Raw genomic sequence first — 16,864 nt, 5'->3', positions numbered from 1 at the left:
GTAATTAATAATTAACGCCATTGTTTACAGGAGATTAAAATGGCCAGAGACTTAAGTATTATTGATCGAGTAGGCAATTCCAGACGAGCGGCTTATGTCGTATTTATAGGTCGTAACCCCGGGGTATATTTATCTTGGAAGGAAACTAAAATGCAAGTACATCAGTTTTCGGGGAATGATTATAAAGGTTTTGACAGTTTAGATGAGGCTCGCGAAGCGTTTAATAAATATCAAAACGGCACAGGCGTTCGCCAAACAACTAAAATCGACTTAAAGGATATATCACCGAAACGCAGAACGGTAAAAAGGCGACAAGCTTTAAAAATAGATGATGTGCCGCCTTGGGAAATTGATTAGGACGTTGCAATCTTGGGGCGATAGAAGATTCCGTTTGTCGCCCCTTTTCCTTTCAACTTAGTCATCTCGAATATGGCTGACAGGCCAGCAACCACGCCGGTTACTTTGGCTGAACCATATGTCCTAGGGTCGAAATCTGGTTTTGTGCGTTTTAAGAAGCTTCCCGCCGGACCAACGTTAACCCAACCATCATCGTTCTGATACAGCTCCCATGCTTTAAATAAAACAGGGATCAGTTCTTCTGCACCATTGGTGGATATCGCGTTATCCGCCTTTGGTGTATCACTATTTGATACCTGCTCAGCAATTAAGTTCTCGGTGAAGATGAAGTCATCACAGGCGTTCCGGAAGGATACCGGAGTTTTCTTCTCTCCTACGCCAAACACAAACTTTTCCGATTCACGTAACCGAGAGGCTAGCTTGGTAAAGTCGCTATCACTGGAAACCAATGCAAAAGCATCAATTCGGTCGGAATATAGTAAGTCCATGGCATCAATAATCATCGATGCATCGGTGGAGTTCTTACCGGTGGTGTAGGCAAACTGTTGAATAGGCTGGATCGCCAGTTCATTAAGTGGCTTCTTCCAGTTCTTCAAGGTGTCGGCCGACCAATCACCGTAAGCCCGTTTTATGAGTACATGCCCGTGCGCTGATATCTCATCCAATATGGGAGATAGCTTGGCTAACTGAGCATTATCGGCATCAATCAGTACGGCCACTTTCTTATGAACATCCAGGTCTTTCATCTCTATCCTTACTTATTCTGTGTAACGGCATTTCGGAAAGCTGGAACACCCCAAAAACGTATTACCGGCATTAGGGCCACGTTTCGCCGTTCTTTCTATTAACTCACCAGAACATTTTGGACACGACTTGGGTTTTTCAATAGTTACCTGAGGGGAAACCTGCACATTGTTTACCAGTGCCAATAGTTTTGAACCATCAATCAGCTCGATAGGTTTGCCAGCCGAAAAGTCGATAGCCTGTTGGGTGAATGTGCCAGAACTGATGATAATAAAGCGGTTAGCATGATGCGCAGTCAGCACTCCAAACATTTCCCTCACCACATTCACGCTAACTTTTTGCGTCTTCCATTGTTTGCATTGCACTAAGGTAAGCTGACCATCCTTTCGAAGTTCTAAGTCAATACCGCCATCGGCACCATAACCGCCTTCTGCTACCCGATAACCTAGCCTGCGATAGGCTTCGGCCACCAACTCTTCAAAGTTACGCCAGTGCAAATCACGCACGGTTTGGATATTACGCTGGGTATCCAGTTGTTTGGCTTTACGGCGAGCATTCAAAAGCGCAAAAGGGGCGGCGAGTAATATCATGCCAGCGATATAAGGGGCAGGGAGCATAAAAGCTTTCAACACCATGACGGTGATTTGGTTATCGGTTTGAATGGATGGCAACACATAGGCCATCATTATATAGGCCGTGGCAGATACGAGTACAGATACCCACCATGGTAACTCTACCAGCAGGTCAATAAAGGTGGTTTTGTTTCTTGGCATTCACAAATATCCTTGTGTTAACTACCTAGAGTGTACTCTCTTGCTATAAAAAATAAGGGTATATATCTTTATCGTGTAGTATTAAGCTAACGCATCCCACTACAAAAAAATTAAAGTGTGTTCCACTAAGCAAGGAGGCGATAAATGGGTGGGCTTACTGGTGATATTGTTCGCGTAATGAATATTGCTATTGCTAATTTTTGCCTTTTATTTTGGCATGAGTTTATGTGCTCAAGTCATCACACCAGCTATACCCAAGTATAAGATATATGGTAAGTTAAATTGGTTTACGAATATATATGACGTCGTAATTTTGGGGTTGATTAATGAAATGGAGTTTCTATGGCTGAAAATGGTCCAATTGAAAGAGTTGCTAATATCGTTTCTTCAAAACTGTTTAGTAAGTTTAAGTGGAAGCAGGTAGGTCCTCTTAACCAAGACTTTCCGTGTAGAAAAGAAGATGAGCACAAACCCAAAACTAAAACCCAATCTCATACTCACCCAGTAGATATTGTTTTTGCATATAAAGATCCGTATTTAAACAGAGTTGTTTATCTAAATACTGATCTGAAAAGTTACTCAAAAACATCCATTAATTCTTCAAAAGTTGAAGGGGCTTTAAAGTCTCTTGCTCATACGATTGATTGTGCTTCAAATAGTCCTCAATGGAAAACCAAGTACGATATTATTCATGGCCCTTCCGAGGTGAGGGGGATGTTATTTGTATATAACCACGATAATTTATCAACTAAAGATTTTTATGAATTTTTCTATCCAACGAAGAAAGATGGAGCTAAGAGAAAACCAGCATCAGTGAAACTGGATAGAGTTGAATTGCCAAAAAATAAGCAAATTCATCTTGTCGAACCATCTTTAATAACTTACATGATGACGGTTGTAAGTGATATGAATGAGATGACCGCGGAGAAAGTATTTCCTAATGACGGGTACGGGTTTTATTACCCAGAACTTACCTTGCATAAGGTTCTTGTGTCTGATGAATTTCTCCCCGCAACTATTGAGCTTATTTCAGCGCCCTTCATGATTTTAAAGCACGATAAAGTAATAGAATACACTGCTGGAGGTGAAGTTAATGAACTGTATCCGGAGGGTTTTGTTGTTTATTACAATCGCAGAGGTGAAGAAGATTTAGAATTCCTTTATCTACTTGATACATTATCCAAATACCAAGTTTTGAACCGGCGCAACAAAATCCGAATAAGAGTCGCTTCAGAAAAAAGGAGCGCATCGATAAGGTCAAATTACGAGAGAGCTCTGGAGAAATACGCTTTTGATTGGGGGTACGATGAGAGCGCTGTCGAATATTTAAAATCTATTGAATTTGACATAGTGCCCACTACAAAAGAGTTTTATTGTACAGAAGAAATTTCTTGGGAGATCTGATTTTGTTAAGGAAATATGTTTATAGCGCAACCGATAAAGCTCTATTTGAGGCTTTGAGTCAATCAAAAATATCTGGTGCGGAATTGAGAGATTTATTTTTATCTCGAGGTGTAATAGTTAGTGCGAAAGCAGACAGAAATAGTCTCGCCGAAAATTTCTCGCGATGTATTCACGACTATTATGACCACCAAAGGATAGCAAATGCTTTAGGTACGATTCCTAGAAGAGAAAAAACTGCGAGTACGCATATTTCAGGGGATTATGCATTTAACTCTGTAGAAATAGCTGCTGAGAAGCTACACAACGATATCCTTGCCCAAGATGACCTATGCCATTTGGTTCACAATGATGATGGAACTTTTGTAATAGACATCACATACGAGTCTTTGGACTACGGCAAAAGTGAATTTAAGCAAATTGTGAGAAAAAATGCTCACATAGAAGTTGAAAAAGTAAATGGTCACTACGTCATTCGACGCCCTGACAATGAAACATTACACAACTATGTAGATCAGTTTCTTGGTTACTTAGAACAAGAAGAAGATATTTGTTCAGCTCGCCAAGATGTTGACCTAAGAAATATTGAATCTCCCAAATTAAGAACGCGTTTTTTCACTTTGCTAATAAATAGCCTAGAGGGCTTTAAATTAGACGATGTGACTGACGTATACGTATACAACCCTAAGAAAAGGGATCCCTTTATAGATGCTTCGGAAGAACAGTCGATAGAGGATGCTTACCATGTTACAAAAGTCTCGTTGAAAGGAGAGGGGGTTTTGGTTTCTGATGAGCTAGATTCACTTTATGAGAAAGGCTTTTATATATGGAAGGTTCGTTGGCGTTTATTGGAAGAGCGTGCAGATCCTGACAAATTTGATTTTGAAGCGCAGTTTAAAGACCCAGAATATTTCACAGGCTTTTCTTTTATAGCAAAGGGGGCTGTCAGATATAAAGGCAATGGAGAATATAATAAGTCTTCATCTAGTTTGTTGCCAAAAGAAGAGCGAGATTTTACTGCAAAGTTAGAAAAGTCATCGCTAGAAATTATGGAACGTATAGTTGAACTTGCAAATGGAGAAGAGGATGAAACTCCAGAAATTGAAGGTTCTGAAGCTTAAGTCTAAGGTCAATTTAGATAATTTAGCCAAGACTCTTGTGCGTAATAAATATGACGAATCTAGTCATTTTGGGTTTCTATATACGGAATTAGAGGGGCAGGTGCTTCGAAGCCAGTATATAGAGAAAAAAATCAGTACTCAGGAAGTCTTAGATCCTTTTGGTGATTCCATTGAAACTGAACTAGTGTCTTACCAGTATATAGATTTTGAATTGCATTACATTTCTCAAAACACGTTTTTACTAGTATTACTTGAACCGCAAAGAGCTATCAAAAGTTTCTCGCTCAATCTAGCAAAAATAACTGATTACTCTGTATCTTTAGATACCATTTTGATCGACATTGAAAGCTTTTTAGATTTACTTAGCATTAACCTCAAAGTTGAAAGGCTTAAAGTTGAAAGGCTAAAAATTAGCAGTGTTCCTATAAGCAACGATAGCGCAGCAAGTATGGAAATCGTCTCCAAAGCCAATGCTTTAGATGAAGTTGCTTTACTTACTCAAGGTAAAGCATATGTTGTTGATAGAGTTAAATCTAAATCTTTGACCCAGCTTGGAATTTTCCTAATCGAAGTATCGAAAACCGGTGGCCTTACTATAGATGAGTTGCATTGTAAGGATGTAATCTCATTACTAGGGGAATACATAGTGAGTAATGACAAATAGGGTGACGAGCGGTAGCTATTAAAATAACCTAGGTTGCTTCACACAATTGGTCAAGCACAAAAAAACCGACTCAAAGGTCGGTTTATTTCAAGCTAATCGCTTTGCAAAATTCGAAGGATGGTACCAGAGGCCGGACTTGAACCGGCACGCTATTTCTAGCAACGGATTTTGAATCCGTCATGTCTACCAATTTCATCACTCTGGCATCAAATTTTAATATTTGCGAGGTTTAAAAACTTTGCAAATCTTTGCAAGCATATTTTAGCTTGTTTGAGTCAAAAGGCGCTTACCTTTCAATGACTTGCCTGGTTCGGGTTGTTAAACACTATCAGTTTTGAATCCGCCATGTCTACCAATTCCATCACACTGGCATTGTGTATAGATATCAACGTGGTGTTGATGCTTGGCATTATAGCGATGCATCGCGCCTATACAACAATTTTTTGTGCTTTTTATGGTTAAGTGCCGAAAGATTGTCCAAAAAAAGGGGCGAATCTATTTATCACATTAGCAATAGTGTATTTCTACCAACGTTAGGCTGTGTGTTTTATTGCTATAGCGGTGTCCATTAAAGTCGGCAATTTTTCAGCGTTATTCATACTTACTTAAAAAAGCCGTCCCTGGCTTTACGGTTGACACTAGTTTTGTACTAACAAGTCTCTATCGTTTGATACGCTCTATTGGTCTATCAATAAGTCATCAAATGTAGAGTCGTCAGCATCTTGGGTGAACTCACGTCCATTTATTGGTAATGGTTCATCCGTTGCTGCTTGATTGAAGGCGTCGCGGGTATAGCTAGAGAACGATACCTGTTGAGCTTCTATGGTTACACTAACGGTAGCGGTAACATCTTGGTTTACGCCGTCAGAAACAGTAAACGTAAAGCTATCGCTTCCTGTCACTTGAGCATTTGGCGTGTAGGTAAAGGTGCCATCTGTGTTTACTTCTGCACTACCTAAACTGCCGTTTTCACCAAGACCGAAGGTCAGTGCATCGCCATCTTCATCGGATGCCGTTAAGGTGCCATCAAACGCAATATCAGCCTGCGTTGTCAGCATTTGGTCAACGGCAACCGGCGCTGCATTTTCTTCAGGGGCTTGATAGTCGTTATCGTCGTCACTGTCGAAACAACCTGAAAGTGCTAACACCAATCCTGAAGCAATCCACATACGGTGTTGTTGACGTAGTGACGGCGTTTGCTTATTAGGCGCAGTGTTACCACCACGCTTATTTAATAACCTAATCTTCATAGACATGATGGATCTCCTTATTCAGAGCCAGCAAGTGGTGTTTTTAGGTACGGAAATGATGAATCAATCATGCTTGCATCAACAGGTGCACCATCAGTGAAAGGCACATTACCTACGCTAGCGTCCTCTGGTGTACAAAGGCCAAGGTCTGTATCTTCACCTGCTACTGGGATGGGGTAGCACAAACGGCCCATAACTACGCGAAGGGCGATATCAACTACGTCATCACCAGGGCGGCGGCCGTTAGGGAAACCCGCTAAGTCATCGCCTGCCACACCAAATGCTGACTGCGATTCGGCTGGCGTTGCTGGGATCCCTGTGTTTAGGCGCAGCATTTCTGATGCAGTTACAGTGGCTTGCTGGTTAACGCCTGGGAAGCCAGTAAGGAACGCCGTAACTAAGTCCATACGCGGGAAATTAGTTGGCGCAAGGGTCTCAATATCAGTACCCAGTGTAGTATTCACTGCATCTTTAAACAGAATGTTCAGTAGCTCAGGCAAAGAAGGGTGAGTTACATAATCAGCAAATTGACCATCTGCACTTGGATGAGAGCTAGAGAATTTGTCTTTATCGCCAATACCAATAACAAGCTCATTTACTAGCGGGCTACCTAAACGAGACACTTGGGTCATTGCACCGCCGTTAGTTTCGGGTTTAGCAAAAGTGGCATCTGGGTTCAGAATACGTGCTTGCGGTAAACTTGCCGTGGTCCAGCTACCAATTACGCCATTACCTTCACCGCTAACACACGCTTTTGGAACTTCAATGGATAGGGCTGTTACGTTTTTGTCGGCTAAGTCATCATTCATGGCACTTTGCGTTATACCGCCAGGAAAACCTTCACCATCGCCTGCGCCCGGTGCGCTGTCGCCCTCAACAGGTACATAATTCACTAAGTCGAATGTTTTGCCCAAGTTAACAACGAAGGGGTCTTTGCGCTGGCCAACAAACACTTTGGCCATATCATCGCATCCAGGAATACTGAATGAATAAATAAAGCTTTCAGCATAGCGCGCGTATTCTGCTTCACTGGTAAAGGTTTTATTACCGATGTAATCAAGAGGCTTTTTAAACATATCGCCCATAGTGGGTGTAAGGGTAGTGCGCGTGCCTGTCTGCATGTCGCCACTTACCATAGTGAGGCTGTACATCTCTGAGAAATTCGCTGCGCTTGAATCGTCTGCGCTGATACCGCCTACATTTTTAAGCGGCACTTTTACCATTTTTTGCTCGCCTTCTGGGCCAATTGGCAAGGCAATACCTTCATTATCAGCAGCAAGCATGTTATTAAATTGGAAAACAAAGCTTAAGTCTTCAACCGCATCGCCATCGCTATCAATATGAATGGCATAGTGTGCGTTCGGGTCCATTGCAAAGTAGTTAGGGCCGCCGTAGGCGTCTTGAAGTGGGATATAGTTTGCGATAAACGTCACGTAGTCTTCACGCCCTTGCTCATAGCTGTTAAAAGCATAAAAGTCGGTGCTATCTAAGGCTGGGTGACGGGTAATATTAGGTGCTTCACGGTGACTTGACGCTATTGCGCCCGCAGTTACGGCTGCGCATGTCACAGCAATAGCCAGTGTTAGAGTTTTGCGTTTGAATTGGATCATGTTGGGTCTCTCTGTTTTTATGAGTTCAAAAGACCAAACGATTGAAGTTTCAACTTAGATGCAAAAATGTTTAAAAAATTAAAATAAAATTTTTATGAAAAGTGAAAGTGTACTGTCTGAAAGGCTTTTTTTAAAAAAGCGATAAGTATAAATCGCAAAAAGGCCACGCAATGTGGCCTTTTGACTAAGTGCATAAGTGATTGAATTTATACGGAAACAATCGGTGCTATATAAAGTACCTCCGTTGGAGCTCCTGTAACCGAGCCGCCAGGTGCTTCTAAGCTTACTGCTAACGCCGCGATGCTTTGATCTAGCAAAATATCTGGGGTCGCTCGAGTATCGCCATTGGCTTCAGGCATCAAACCGAGGGAAATTGGCGCTTCACCGTTTGCCGGAACCATCCACAGTTCATAGTCTTTGTCTGCTAAAGCCACGAATGCATCGGTAACCTTAACATTCATGGTCGTGTCAGAAACTTCTATCACCCACAATGGCGTGTTATCAGCATTATTGACTACGGCAATATGGGAGACCTCTGGGGTAGGCACAGGTTGCATAACGAAAAGCAATACAGCCAACACCATTGCCGCAGCGGTGGATATAAACGATAGTTTCTTCCAGCGTTTCTGCTTCTCTTTTTCGAGATCAACAATATTGTCGCTGTGTGGTTTAACATGAGTCGTTTTATCGATAAATTCAGCATCGTTGGTGGCCTTGTGGCCAAGTTTTACTTGGATGTTCTCCCACACTTTTTCAGGTGGTGTTACCGGCGGTAAAGTTTCTGCAAAGCCCGTTAGGTATTGCTCCCATTGTGAGGTTGCATCGCTAACAGCCTGATACTGCATCATTAGCTTTTGATAGCGAGTGCGCGCTTTTCCTCGTAGCGTTCCAACTACATATTCTGCGGCGAGGGCATTTAATCGCTCTTCTTTTAAATAATTCATAGTGATAGGCACCTCTGCAAGCTTTGCAAGCCTCGTCTTATCCAGCTTTTAATAGTTCCAAGTGGTGATGCCAAGTGAGTAACGACCTCTTGGTGCGACATACCATTCACATAGGCTAAATGGATAGCCTGGCGCTGTGGGCCGTCTAGCTCATCTAAACAAGAGGCTAGCTTAGCCTGCTCCGCGCCAAGTTTTATTGTTTGTGCGCTCTCGACATCTGAAGGTGCGTCATCGTTTAATTCAACTTCATTTCTTACGTTGTGATAGCGAATCAAATCGAGTGCGCGATAACGAGCGATACTAACCATCCATGTGAGGACGGTGCCTTTGCCTCGCTGGTAGTTACCAGCGTTGTGCCAAATTTTTATGTAGGCATCTTGGGTAGCTTCATCTGCAAGTTCAGGGCGCTTCAAAAGCCTTAAAGCAACAGCGTAGAGCTGTGGACTGGTTATCTTATAAAGCTCTGCAAACGCTTTTTTGTCGCCGTCTGCAGTTTTACATAGCAGAGGAAACAGAGTTTCGTGTTCCATTGTTGCTCCTATTATTATCGTTATGGCGCAGCCATTTGTGTATTGCTTAAGTGTTAGGCAGCTACTTTTAAAGTAGCATGCTTTATGTACAACTGCCTGAATGGTTGCAGAATTAAACCCAACTGTTTTTTCAGTGAGTAAACTAAGCCTCGGTATTTTAATATTTCACTGAAAATGTAAGGCGCACGTTTCTCGGCTCGACAGGGTGATAATGTAAATCCTCAACCCCTTCCTCTGACTCACCAGGAAGTTTAGATGCGTAAAAGTAATCTATATCGTGATCGTCACTGTCTAAGGCGTTGAGCATTTCTAATGTTATGTCCCATGTTGGCTGGCGATAGGCAACTTGAGCATTCACTAAAAATGTTGACGGCGGTGAAATTTCATCGAAGCTTTCTACGGTGCGAGAACTTAAGTAGCGGCTTCGTAACGTATAGCTGAACCCTAGTCGATTACTTTTTTGATAGTAGGTTAGCCCAGCACTTACTACACCTGGCACGGTGCCATCAATGTGACGACCTTCGCCTTCAACGCTGTCGCTAAATCGGGCTTTGGTCCACGCTGCTTCAATGTCTGCGGTAAGGTGGTGGCTTATCCAGTAGTAGGCACTCACTTCGATACCATGTCTTTCGGACGGACGACTGGCTTCAGTAAAGCCTGCATCACCAACATATACCAGCTCGCTATCAAGCTCTAAGCGCCACAGGGCAGCAGATAGGTTATAGGTTTTATTATCGGTATAGTTAACGCCCGCTTCATAGCCAAGGCTCTTTACCAATAACGGAGCTGCTTCGGTGGCGTCACCACTTACCGGGTCTATACTAATGGTTGCTCCCCGTGCATCGTTGGAATGAAAGCCCTGCCCAACGTTGGCAAATGCGGTAAGTTGGTCTGATACACTGTACTTCAAGCCTGCTTTAAGGGTAAATAAACCGTCACTTTCGCTTCCTGAATTAGCACCAAGATTGCTGGTAACGTCTACATCTAAGTAATCGTATCTACCTCCTAATGAAAGGCTTAATGCGTCACTTAGCACAATATTTGACTGGGCAAAAAGTGCATAGCTGTTACTGTCTATTTCGTCTTCTCGGATAGTGCCAAAGCGGGTTAAGTTTTGGGTGCGATACAACCCCAAATTATCGATATCGTCGAAACGCCACTGGCCACCTAGGGTAATACTGCTCCCGTTTGTTATTGCCAAGGGCAGGGTAGTGAATATCTCGCCACCGTATATTTTTCTGTCGTCAGCTTGTTCGAACTGATCGCCTCGCTCAGGATTATCAAGGAAATAGGTAAAATTAGAGAACAAACTAAGTTCGGTATCTATGACATAAAGCGAAGCATTCCATGTATCACTGGTGTAGTTTGCAGATAAACTATACCGTGAGGATTCACCGCCAACTTGGGTATCGATAGAGCCAAGGCGGTCTATTAAGCCGCTTTGAATAGCGCGTTCTGGAACTTGATCAGCGCCATTCCAGCTGTTGTCGTAAGCCATTCCCGTTACAGTAAGTTGGCCGTCTAGCAAGGGCGTAATGTAACGGATATGTGCGTTCTTCTTTTTTACGTCTTCGTCTACGTCAGTCCACGGGCCGTCATAGGTTTGATATTCAAAGGCGGTAACGACACGGCTCTCTCCAGCCTCAAAATGGTTTAATGCAACAGCGCGCTTGAATCCATATTCACCTAGGCCTAAAAACAATTGGTTCTGTTCAAGGGAGTCTCGCAAGTTGAAGAACGCACCGCCAGCGCTAGAAAAATCGCCTATGTTGGCGTAATAGGTGCCTTTGAAATAGCTAAGGTTGTCAATAAATTCGGGGATAATAAAGTTAAGGTCACTGTAGCCTTGACCGTGTCCGTGGCTTCGCATATTCACTGGCATACCGTCTACACTCACCGTGAAATCAGTGCCATGGTCTAGGTTAAATCCACGCAAAAAGTACTGGTTGGCTTTACCCGAGCCGCTGTGTTGGGTCACCATCATGCCCGGGATAAATTCAAGTATTTCGCCGGCTCGTAACATAGGGCGCTCAATCAAGGTGTCACCAGACACCCATCCCTGAGAAGCCGAGATAAATTCACCATCTTTTACTGAAGAGTCACCTCGAACTCGAATATGTTCAATATCACTTTCGGGGTCGTCGAGCGCATATGCAGTGCCCATACCAAATGAAAATGAGCTAGCGATAAGCGTTGTTATCAGAGTTTTTGTTGTCACCGTATTTACTTCCATTATCCGTCCGTTATAACAATAACGATTAACAATGGTTAATGGATGCAAAAAGGAGGAAATCATTTTTCTTTGCTTATTGCACTATTAAATGCCGTTAACTAAGGCTTATGTTGTTTAAGCGATGTGGCGCTTGTGTCAAAATAAACGCTGTTGTTAATGAAGCGAAGAGATACCCGTGGCGAGACACGACAGAAAAGCCAAGAAGAAGTCCTCATCATCTAATCACTTAAAAGCGAAGGATGATAAAAACGCGCCTAACTCAGAATCAGACAGTTCATCGCTAGAGCGAGCTGGATTCGTTAGACGTTTGTTGGCAATGATTTACGATACACTAGTAGCCACTGCTGTAGGTATGTGTGCAGCCATGGTGATGATAGTAACGCTGGTGGTTATGCTGAAAAACGGTGCCCTTGACCTGCAAGGCTATGCTGAACCTGCCGACCTTATCCAGGCATCTTTTGGTTATAAGTTGCTTATTCAAACGTGGGTGGGCTTGTGGATAGCTGGTTTTTTCTTGTGGTTCTGGCGCAGGGGCGGGCAAACCCTAGGCATGCGTGCATGGCGTTTACGAATTTATAGCACGGTTGAAGAACCAATGACCTGGCCGCGATTGTTCATTCGCCTAATAGCATCGTTAGGTGGTCTAGGTACCTTACTTGTTCTATTTGATTTTAAAAATAAACAATCACTGCAAGACCGACTGGCAAAGACTGAAGTGTTGAAGCTGACCAAAGAAGCGAACGACCACAAGAGCTGGTAAAGGTGCTTTGTAAGGCGCTAAAAAATTGCAAAAAAAGAGGCTGTAAGGCCTCTTTCTTATTAGTTTTGACTGTTGAGTTAGATGAATGCTGATAGGTGATCAACGCCTCAACATTACCCCTGCAATGGCCGCGAACAGCAAGCTTGGTAGCAGAGCCCCTAAGAACGGAGGCAGCTGATAGACTAAACTCACTGGCCCAAATACTTCGTTAAGAATAAAGAACCCGAAGCCTGTGAGTACGCCCATAATAACTCTTGCGCCCATGGTAACGCTTCGCAGCGGTCCAAAGATGAACGACAGTGCCATTAACAGCATTACGCCAACAGAAATAGGCTGAAAGATTTTTCGCCAAAGCGCTAGCTCATAGCGCGAGGGATCTTGGTCGTTGTTATCTAGATAGTTTACGTAATCTAGCAACCCAGTGATGGATAAAGCCTCTGGCTTAACGGCAACAATCCCTAGCTTGTCAGGCGTAAGCGTTGAGTTCCATCGCATACGTTCGTTTTCTTCTACCGACACCTTGGTCTCTGAAAACTCGGTTACTTCAACATCGCTTAACCACCAGCCATCGCCATCGAAAGCACTATTTTTCGCGTAGGTAATACTTTCAAGAGACAAGTCAGGGTTAAAACTAAAAATGCTTACGTCTTTAAGTGAATCTTGGCTAAGCACCTGACCAATGCTTACAAATCGGTCGCCATCTTTTGCCCACACCAGCTTATCGGAAGAAAATAAACTACCGCCTGAAATGGCTTCGGTTCTTATCTGTTTTGCCTTGGTTTCGCTGTATGGAGTAACCCATTCACCAACGGCCATCACCAATAAAATCATGACAAGGGTGGATTTCATGGCCGAGTTGATAATGTTCCAACGGCTCATACCCGCGGCCTGCATTACTACCAGTTCGCTGTTACTGGCCAGTACGCCCATACCAATAAGGCCGCCAAGTAATGTGGCCATAGGGAAGAACTGCTCTAAGTCACGAGGTAAGCTCAGTAAAACGTAGATAAAGGCGACAAGCATGTCATAGTCACCTTCGCCAATTTTACGCAGCTGTTCTACAAACTTTATAAGTGCACTTAAGCCAATAAGTACGCTAAGCGTGACGGTGATAGTACCTAACAGTGTACGGGCAATATATAAATCGAGGATTTTAAACATCTACTTTTTCCCCAATATCCAAGCACGAAGCTCAGTGCCGGTTTTTCTATCCCGCACAATAAGCATGATGCCGATAATAAGCATGATGGTATGCACCCACCATAAGCCTAATTGTGGTGGCATTTTTCCATCTTCTAGTACGCGTCTACTTGCAAGCAGCAGCAAGAAGTATCCTAAGTAAAGCAGAATGGCAGGGAACATTTTACCAAAGCGACCCTGGCGCGGATCTACGGCGCTCAGCGGAACCGCAATCAGCACTAAAAAGGGTATCGATAGCGGTATGGCAATACGCCACTGAAGCTCGGCTCTGGCCTCAATACTGTCGTCTTCCCAAAGCTCGCTGGTGGGCAATACGCTCACCTTGCGTCGGGTTTCATCCGCGGGTTTATCGGCAATCTGAATTTGGTATTCGTCAAACTCTACTTTGCGATAAGCCTTTTCAGATTGTTTGCCTTCGTACTGCACACCTTCTTTTAATACAAGGTTTCGGGTACCGTCGGGGTTGTTTGCCACTTCACCAGTTTGCGCATATACAACGCGCACATCGCCTTCGCTGTCATCCGTTTGATTCTGGGATAAAAACACACGTTGCAGCTTATCGTTGCTATCTACATCGTGCACAAATATAACGGCTTTTTCGTTACCCGTTTGCTGGAATCTACCTGGCATAAGGGCAGAAAGCCCAGCTTCGTTACGGGCTTTTTCCCGTAGTTGGTATTCGTTTTCAGCGGCCAGTGGCGCGAAATAAAGGGTAATTGCGCCTGTGACTATCATGATAAGCACAGACAAGAACAGCATTACCCGCGTAACGTACCATTCACTGATACCACAGGCTCGCATTACGGTCATTTCGCTGTCTACATACAGCCTACCGTGCGCCAGCATAATGCCCAGATAAGCACTGATGGGCAGCACCAATGAAGAGAGGATAGGGGCATATAAACCTAGGAAGCCAAGCACTAGCCCAGCGGGGATATCACCGTCTGACGCATCGCCCAACACGCGCACAAATCGCAAGGTGACAAAAATTGCCATTAGGATAAAGAAAATCGCTAACTGAGATTTCAGCGTTTCCTTAAGTAAATAGCGGAATATCAGCATCTCAGCCCTTCCGGAAAATTAGGAATTTTAGTGAAAGAAAGCACAATTTTGTTTAAACTTACCGTTTTTACAAGTTTTGCCTGCAATCATAAACCGTTTGCATGGTGTTTTGACGCAAATTTAACCTATATTCAATAGGTCTGTAAGCGTGAATTGCAGCGAACTAAAAAGTTATGCTGTGTATTAAAACATAAAGCAGCGCGAAACGTTACGTGATTTTAGTCATCGTGCAAACCATAAACGACGAAAAGCGAGGTGATATCGTGGAGTTTAGTGTAAAAAGTGGCAGTCCTGAAAAACAACGCAGCGCATGTATTGTTGTGGGTGTCTTCGAGCCGCGCCGCCTTACGGCAGTGGCTGAACAACTAGACGAAATCAGTGAAGGTTATATCAGCAACTTGTTGCGCCGTGGCGACCTTGAAGGTAAAGCGGGCCAAATGTTGTTGCTACACAACGTGCCAAATGTACTAAGTGAGCGCGTGCTTCTTGTCGGTTGTGGTAAAGAGCGTGAGCTTGATGAGCGTCAGTACAAAAATATTATTGCCAAAACCATTCAAACATTGAATGAAACCGGCTCAATGGAAGCGGTGTGTTTCTTAACCGAGCTTCACGTTAAAGGTCGCGATACCTATTGGAAAGTGCGTCAGGCTGTAGAAGCAACTGAAGATACACTTTACACTTTCATGCAGCTTAAAACTAAGAAAGGTGAGCCTCGCCGCCCGTTACGTAAAATTGTATTCAACGTGCCTACTCGTCGCGAGCTTACTGTTGGTGAGCGCGCAGTTGAACATGGTTTAGCTGTAGCTCGTGGTTCGAAAGTAACCAAAGACGTAGCTAACATGCCGCCAAACATCTGTAACCCAGCGTATTTGTGGCAGCAAGCACAAGAATTAGCAAGCCAGTACGACAGCGTAACCGCTGAAGTGGTAGATGAAACACAAATGGCAGAGCTGGGTATGCAGTCTTACCTTGCCGTTGGCCGTGGTTCTGCAAATGAAAGCATGATGAGTATTATGCATCACCGCGGTGGCCCAGCTGATCAAGCGCCAATCGTGCTTGTAGGCAAAGGCCTTACTTTCGATTCAGGTGGTATTTCAATAAAGCCTGGCGAAGCCATGGACGAAATGAAGTACGACATGGGTGGAGCAGCAGGTGTACTAGGTACAATGCACACTATCGCGGCGCTGAATCTGCCAATTAACGTTATTGGTGTATTGGCAGGCTGTGAAAACATGCCAGATGGTAAGGCTTATCGTCCGGGTGACATTCTTACGACCATGTCGGGCCAAACCGTTGAAGTACTAAATACTGATGCAGAAGGCCGTTTGGTATTGTGCGACGCGCTAACCTACGTTGAACGTTATGAGCCTGAGTTAGTGATTGATGTAGCTACCCTAACGGGAGCCGCTATTATCGCGCTCGGTCATCACGCAACAGCGGTAATGAGCACGCACAACCCACTAGCTCACGAACTACTTAATGCGTCAGAGCAAAGCTCAGATCGTGCATGGCGCTTACCGCTATGGGACGATTATCAAGAGCAGCTTGAAAGCCCGTTTGCCGACATGACGAACCTAGGTGGTCGCCCGGCTGGTTCAATCACCGCAGGTTGTTTCTTGTCACGCTTCACTAAGAAGTACAACTGGGCTCACCTTGATATTGCCGGTACGGCATGGCGCAGTGGTAAGAACAAAGGTGCAACAGGTCGTCCAGTGCCTATGCTGTCTCAGTTCCTAATGAACCGCGCTGATATCAAGTTAGAGGACTAATCATTCATGCCACAAGTGATATTTTATCAACTTACCAGCAGTGACAATGGTGTGGCAGGCCGCGCCAGCGAAGTTATTGCATCAGCGTTTGCCAATAAGCAAAAGATTAGCGTGCTGTGTGACACACAGTCGCAGGCTGAAGAAGTTGATGAATTGTTGTGGCAGCTGCCGGCTGACCGTTTTGTTCCCCATAACCTTTATGGTGAAGGGCCGCAATCAGGAACGCCGGTGGAAATTTGTTGGCGGCCAGAGCAGGTAGCCAGACGACAAATGGTGGTTAATGTGGGTTCCGGTATGGTGCCTTCACCCAACCAGCATCGTCAAATCATCGATTTTGTACCCGTGGACGAGAACGCCAAACAGGCCGCGCGGGTAAGATACAAAAACTATCAGCAAGCTGGATGCAACATGCAGTTCAAATCTGCATAAGTCATTCGCGTTTAGCT

General features: G+C 44.0%; 16 protein-coding genes and 1 tRNA gene. 7 read left to right on the top strand and 10 right to left on the bottom strand.

Translation table 11 applies throughout. The annotated features are described in order from the left end of the window. The first annotated feature begins 39 nt into the window (after window positions 1–39). Complete coding sequence (locus PCAR9_RS15775) at window positions 40–357, top strand: RNase H1/viroplasmin domain-containing protein (RefSeq protein ID WP_150141035.1); 318 nt, start codon at window positions 40–42, stop codon at window positions 355–357. On the opposite strand, the gene PCAR9_RS15770 is transcribed toward PCAR9_RS15775, so the two are convergent. Both PCAR9_RS15770 and PCAR9_RS15765 read right to left on the bottom strand, forming a co-directional pair. Next, window positions 354–1,103 carry an NYN domain-containing protein gene (locus tag PCAR9_RS15770; RefSeq protein ID WP_179984434.1) on the bottom strand — a complete coding sequence of 250 codons (750 nt, stop codon included), beginning with the start codon at window positions 1,101–1,103 and terminating at the stop codon, window positions 354–356. The genes PCAR9_RS15775 and PCAR9_RS15770 overlap by 4 nt on opposite strands. Window positions 1,104–1,115: 12 nt before the next feature. Continuing rightward, entirely contained in the window at window positions 1,116–1,874 is a 759-nt protein-coding gene (locus PCAR9_RS15765) for a DUF2034 domain-containing protein (RefSeq protein ID WP_179984433.1), read from the bottom strand. Between the two features lie 342 nt (window positions 1,875–2,216). Between PCAR9_RS15765 and PCAR9_RS15760 the strand changes: the two genes are divergently transcribed. Genes PCAR9_RS15760 through PCAR9_RS15750 form a run of 3 tightly spaced genes read left to right on the top strand, consistent with a single transcriptional unit; the run spans window position 2,217 to window position 5,060 of the window. Further along, a complete protein-coding gene (locus tag PCAR9_RS15760; RefSeq protein WP_179984432.1) occupies window positions 2,217–3,278 on the top strand; it encodes a PD-(D/E)XK nuclease domain-containing protein in 1,062 nt (353 codons plus the stop codon). Next, on the top strand, window positions 3,266–4,396 hold the full coding sequence (locus PCAR9_RS15755) for a hypothetical protein (RefSeq protein WP_179984431.1): 1,131 nt from the start codon (window positions 3,266–3,268) through the stop codon (window positions 4,394–4,396). The genes PCAR9_RS15760 and PCAR9_RS15755 overlap by 13 nt, the downstream gene beginning before the upstream one ends. Continuing rightward, a complete protein-coding gene (locus tag PCAR9_RS15750) occupies window positions 4,362–5,060 on the top strand; it encodes a hypothetical protein (protein ID WP_179984430.1) in 699 nt (232 codons plus the stop codon). Before PCAR9_RS15755 ends, PCAR9_RS15750 begins: the two co-directional genes overlap by 35 nt. Window positions 5,061–5,178: 118 nt before the next feature. Here PCAR9_RS15750 and PCAR9_RS15745 read toward each other — a convergent pair. From PCAR9_RS15745 to PCAR9_RS15720, 6 genes are all read right to left on the bottom strand, one after another. Further along, a tRNA-Leu gene (locus PCAR9_RS15745) sits at window positions 5,179–5,265 on the bottom strand. A gap of 472 nt (window positions 5,266–5,737) precedes the next feature. Next, window positions 5,738–6,316, bottom strand: a complete 579-nt coding sequence (locus PCAR9_RS15740; RefSeq protein ID WP_179984429.1) for an Ig-like domain-containing protein — start codon at window positions 6,314–6,316, stop codon at window positions 5,738–5,740. A gap of 11 nt (window positions 6,317–6,327) precedes the next feature. Further along, window positions 6,328–7,920: a DUF4331 domain-containing protein gene (locus tag PCAR9_RS15735; RefSeq protein WP_179984428.1), complete on the bottom strand. Its 1,593-nt coding sequence runs from the start codon at window positions 7,918–7,920 to the stop codon at window positions 6,328–6,330. Window positions 7,921–8,126: 206 nt separating this feature from the next. Continuing rightward, the gene (locus PCAR9_RS15730) at window positions 8,127–8,864 is read right to left on the bottom strand and encodes an anti-sigma factor (RefSeq protein WP_179984427.1); all 738 of its coding nucleotides are present in this window, start codon (window positions 8,862–8,864) and stop codon (window positions 8,127–8,129) included. After that, window positions 8,861–9,394 carry a sigma-70 family RNA polymerase sigma factor gene (locus tag PCAR9_RS15725; RefSeq protein WP_179984426.1) on the bottom strand — a complete coding sequence of 178 codons (534 nt, stop codon included), beginning with the start codon at window positions 9,392–9,394 and terminating at the stop codon, window positions 8,861–8,863. The genes PCAR9_RS15730 and PCAR9_RS15725 overlap by 4 nt, the downstream gene beginning before the upstream one ends. Before the next feature lie 157 nt (window positions 9,395–9,551). Next, window positions 9,552–11,627: a TonB-dependent receptor gene (locus PCAR9_RS15720; protein ID WP_179984425.1), complete on the bottom strand. Its 2,076-nt coding sequence runs from the start codon at window positions 11,625–11,627 to the stop codon at window positions 9,552–9,554. Window positions 11,628–11,802: 175 nt separating this feature from the next. Here PCAR9_RS15720 and PCAR9_RS15715 point away from each other — a divergent pair, with 175 nt between their 5' ends. Next, a complete protein-coding gene (locus tag PCAR9_RS15715; protein WP_179984424.1) occupies window positions 11,803–12,387 on the top strand; it encodes an RDD family protein in 585 nt (194 codons plus the stop codon). A gap of 99 nt (window positions 12,388–12,486) precedes the next feature. On the opposite strand, the gene lptG is transcribed toward PCAR9_RS15715, so the two are convergent. Beyond that, a complete protein-coding gene (lptG, locus tag PCAR9_RS15710) occupies window positions 12,487–13,548 on the bottom strand; it encodes an LPS export ABC transporter permease LptG (protein WP_179984423.1) in 1,062 nt (353 codons plus the stop codon). Beyond that, window positions 13,549–14,649: an LPS export ABC transporter permease LptF gene (gene lptF / locus PCAR9_RS15705; protein WP_179984422.1), complete on the bottom strand. Its 1,101-nt coding sequence runs from the start codon at window positions 14,647–14,649 to the stop codon at window positions 13,549–13,551. It abuts the gene before it with no gap. A gap of 263 nt (window positions 14,650–14,912) precedes the next feature. Between lptF and pepA the strand changes: the two genes are divergently transcribed. Continuing rightward, window positions 14,913–16,418, top strand: coding sequence for a leucyl aminopeptidase (pepA, locus tag PCAR9_RS15700; RefSeq protein ID WP_071817605.1), 1,506 nt, complete (start codon window positions 14,913–14,915; stop codon window positions 16,416–16,418). 6 nt (window positions 16,419–16,424) lie between these two features. Beyond that, the gene (locus tag PCAR9_RS15695; protein ID WP_076026034.1) at window positions 16,425–16,847 is read left to right on the top strand and encodes a DNA polymerase III subunit chi; all 423 of its coding nucleotides are present in this window, start codon (window positions 16,425–16,427) and stop codon (window positions 16,845–16,847) included. Window positions 16,848–16,864 lie beyond the last annotated feature (17 nt).

The sequence above is a fragment of the Alteromonas macleodii genome, from assembly GCF_903772925.1.
Classification (GTDB): domain Bacteria; phylum Pseudomonadota; class Gammaproteobacteria; order Enterobacterales; family Alteromonadaceae; genus Alteromonas; species Alteromonas macleodii_A.
The sequence above is the reverse complement of the archived record's forward strand: the minus strand, read 5'-3'. Positions and strand labels throughout refer to the sequence as shown.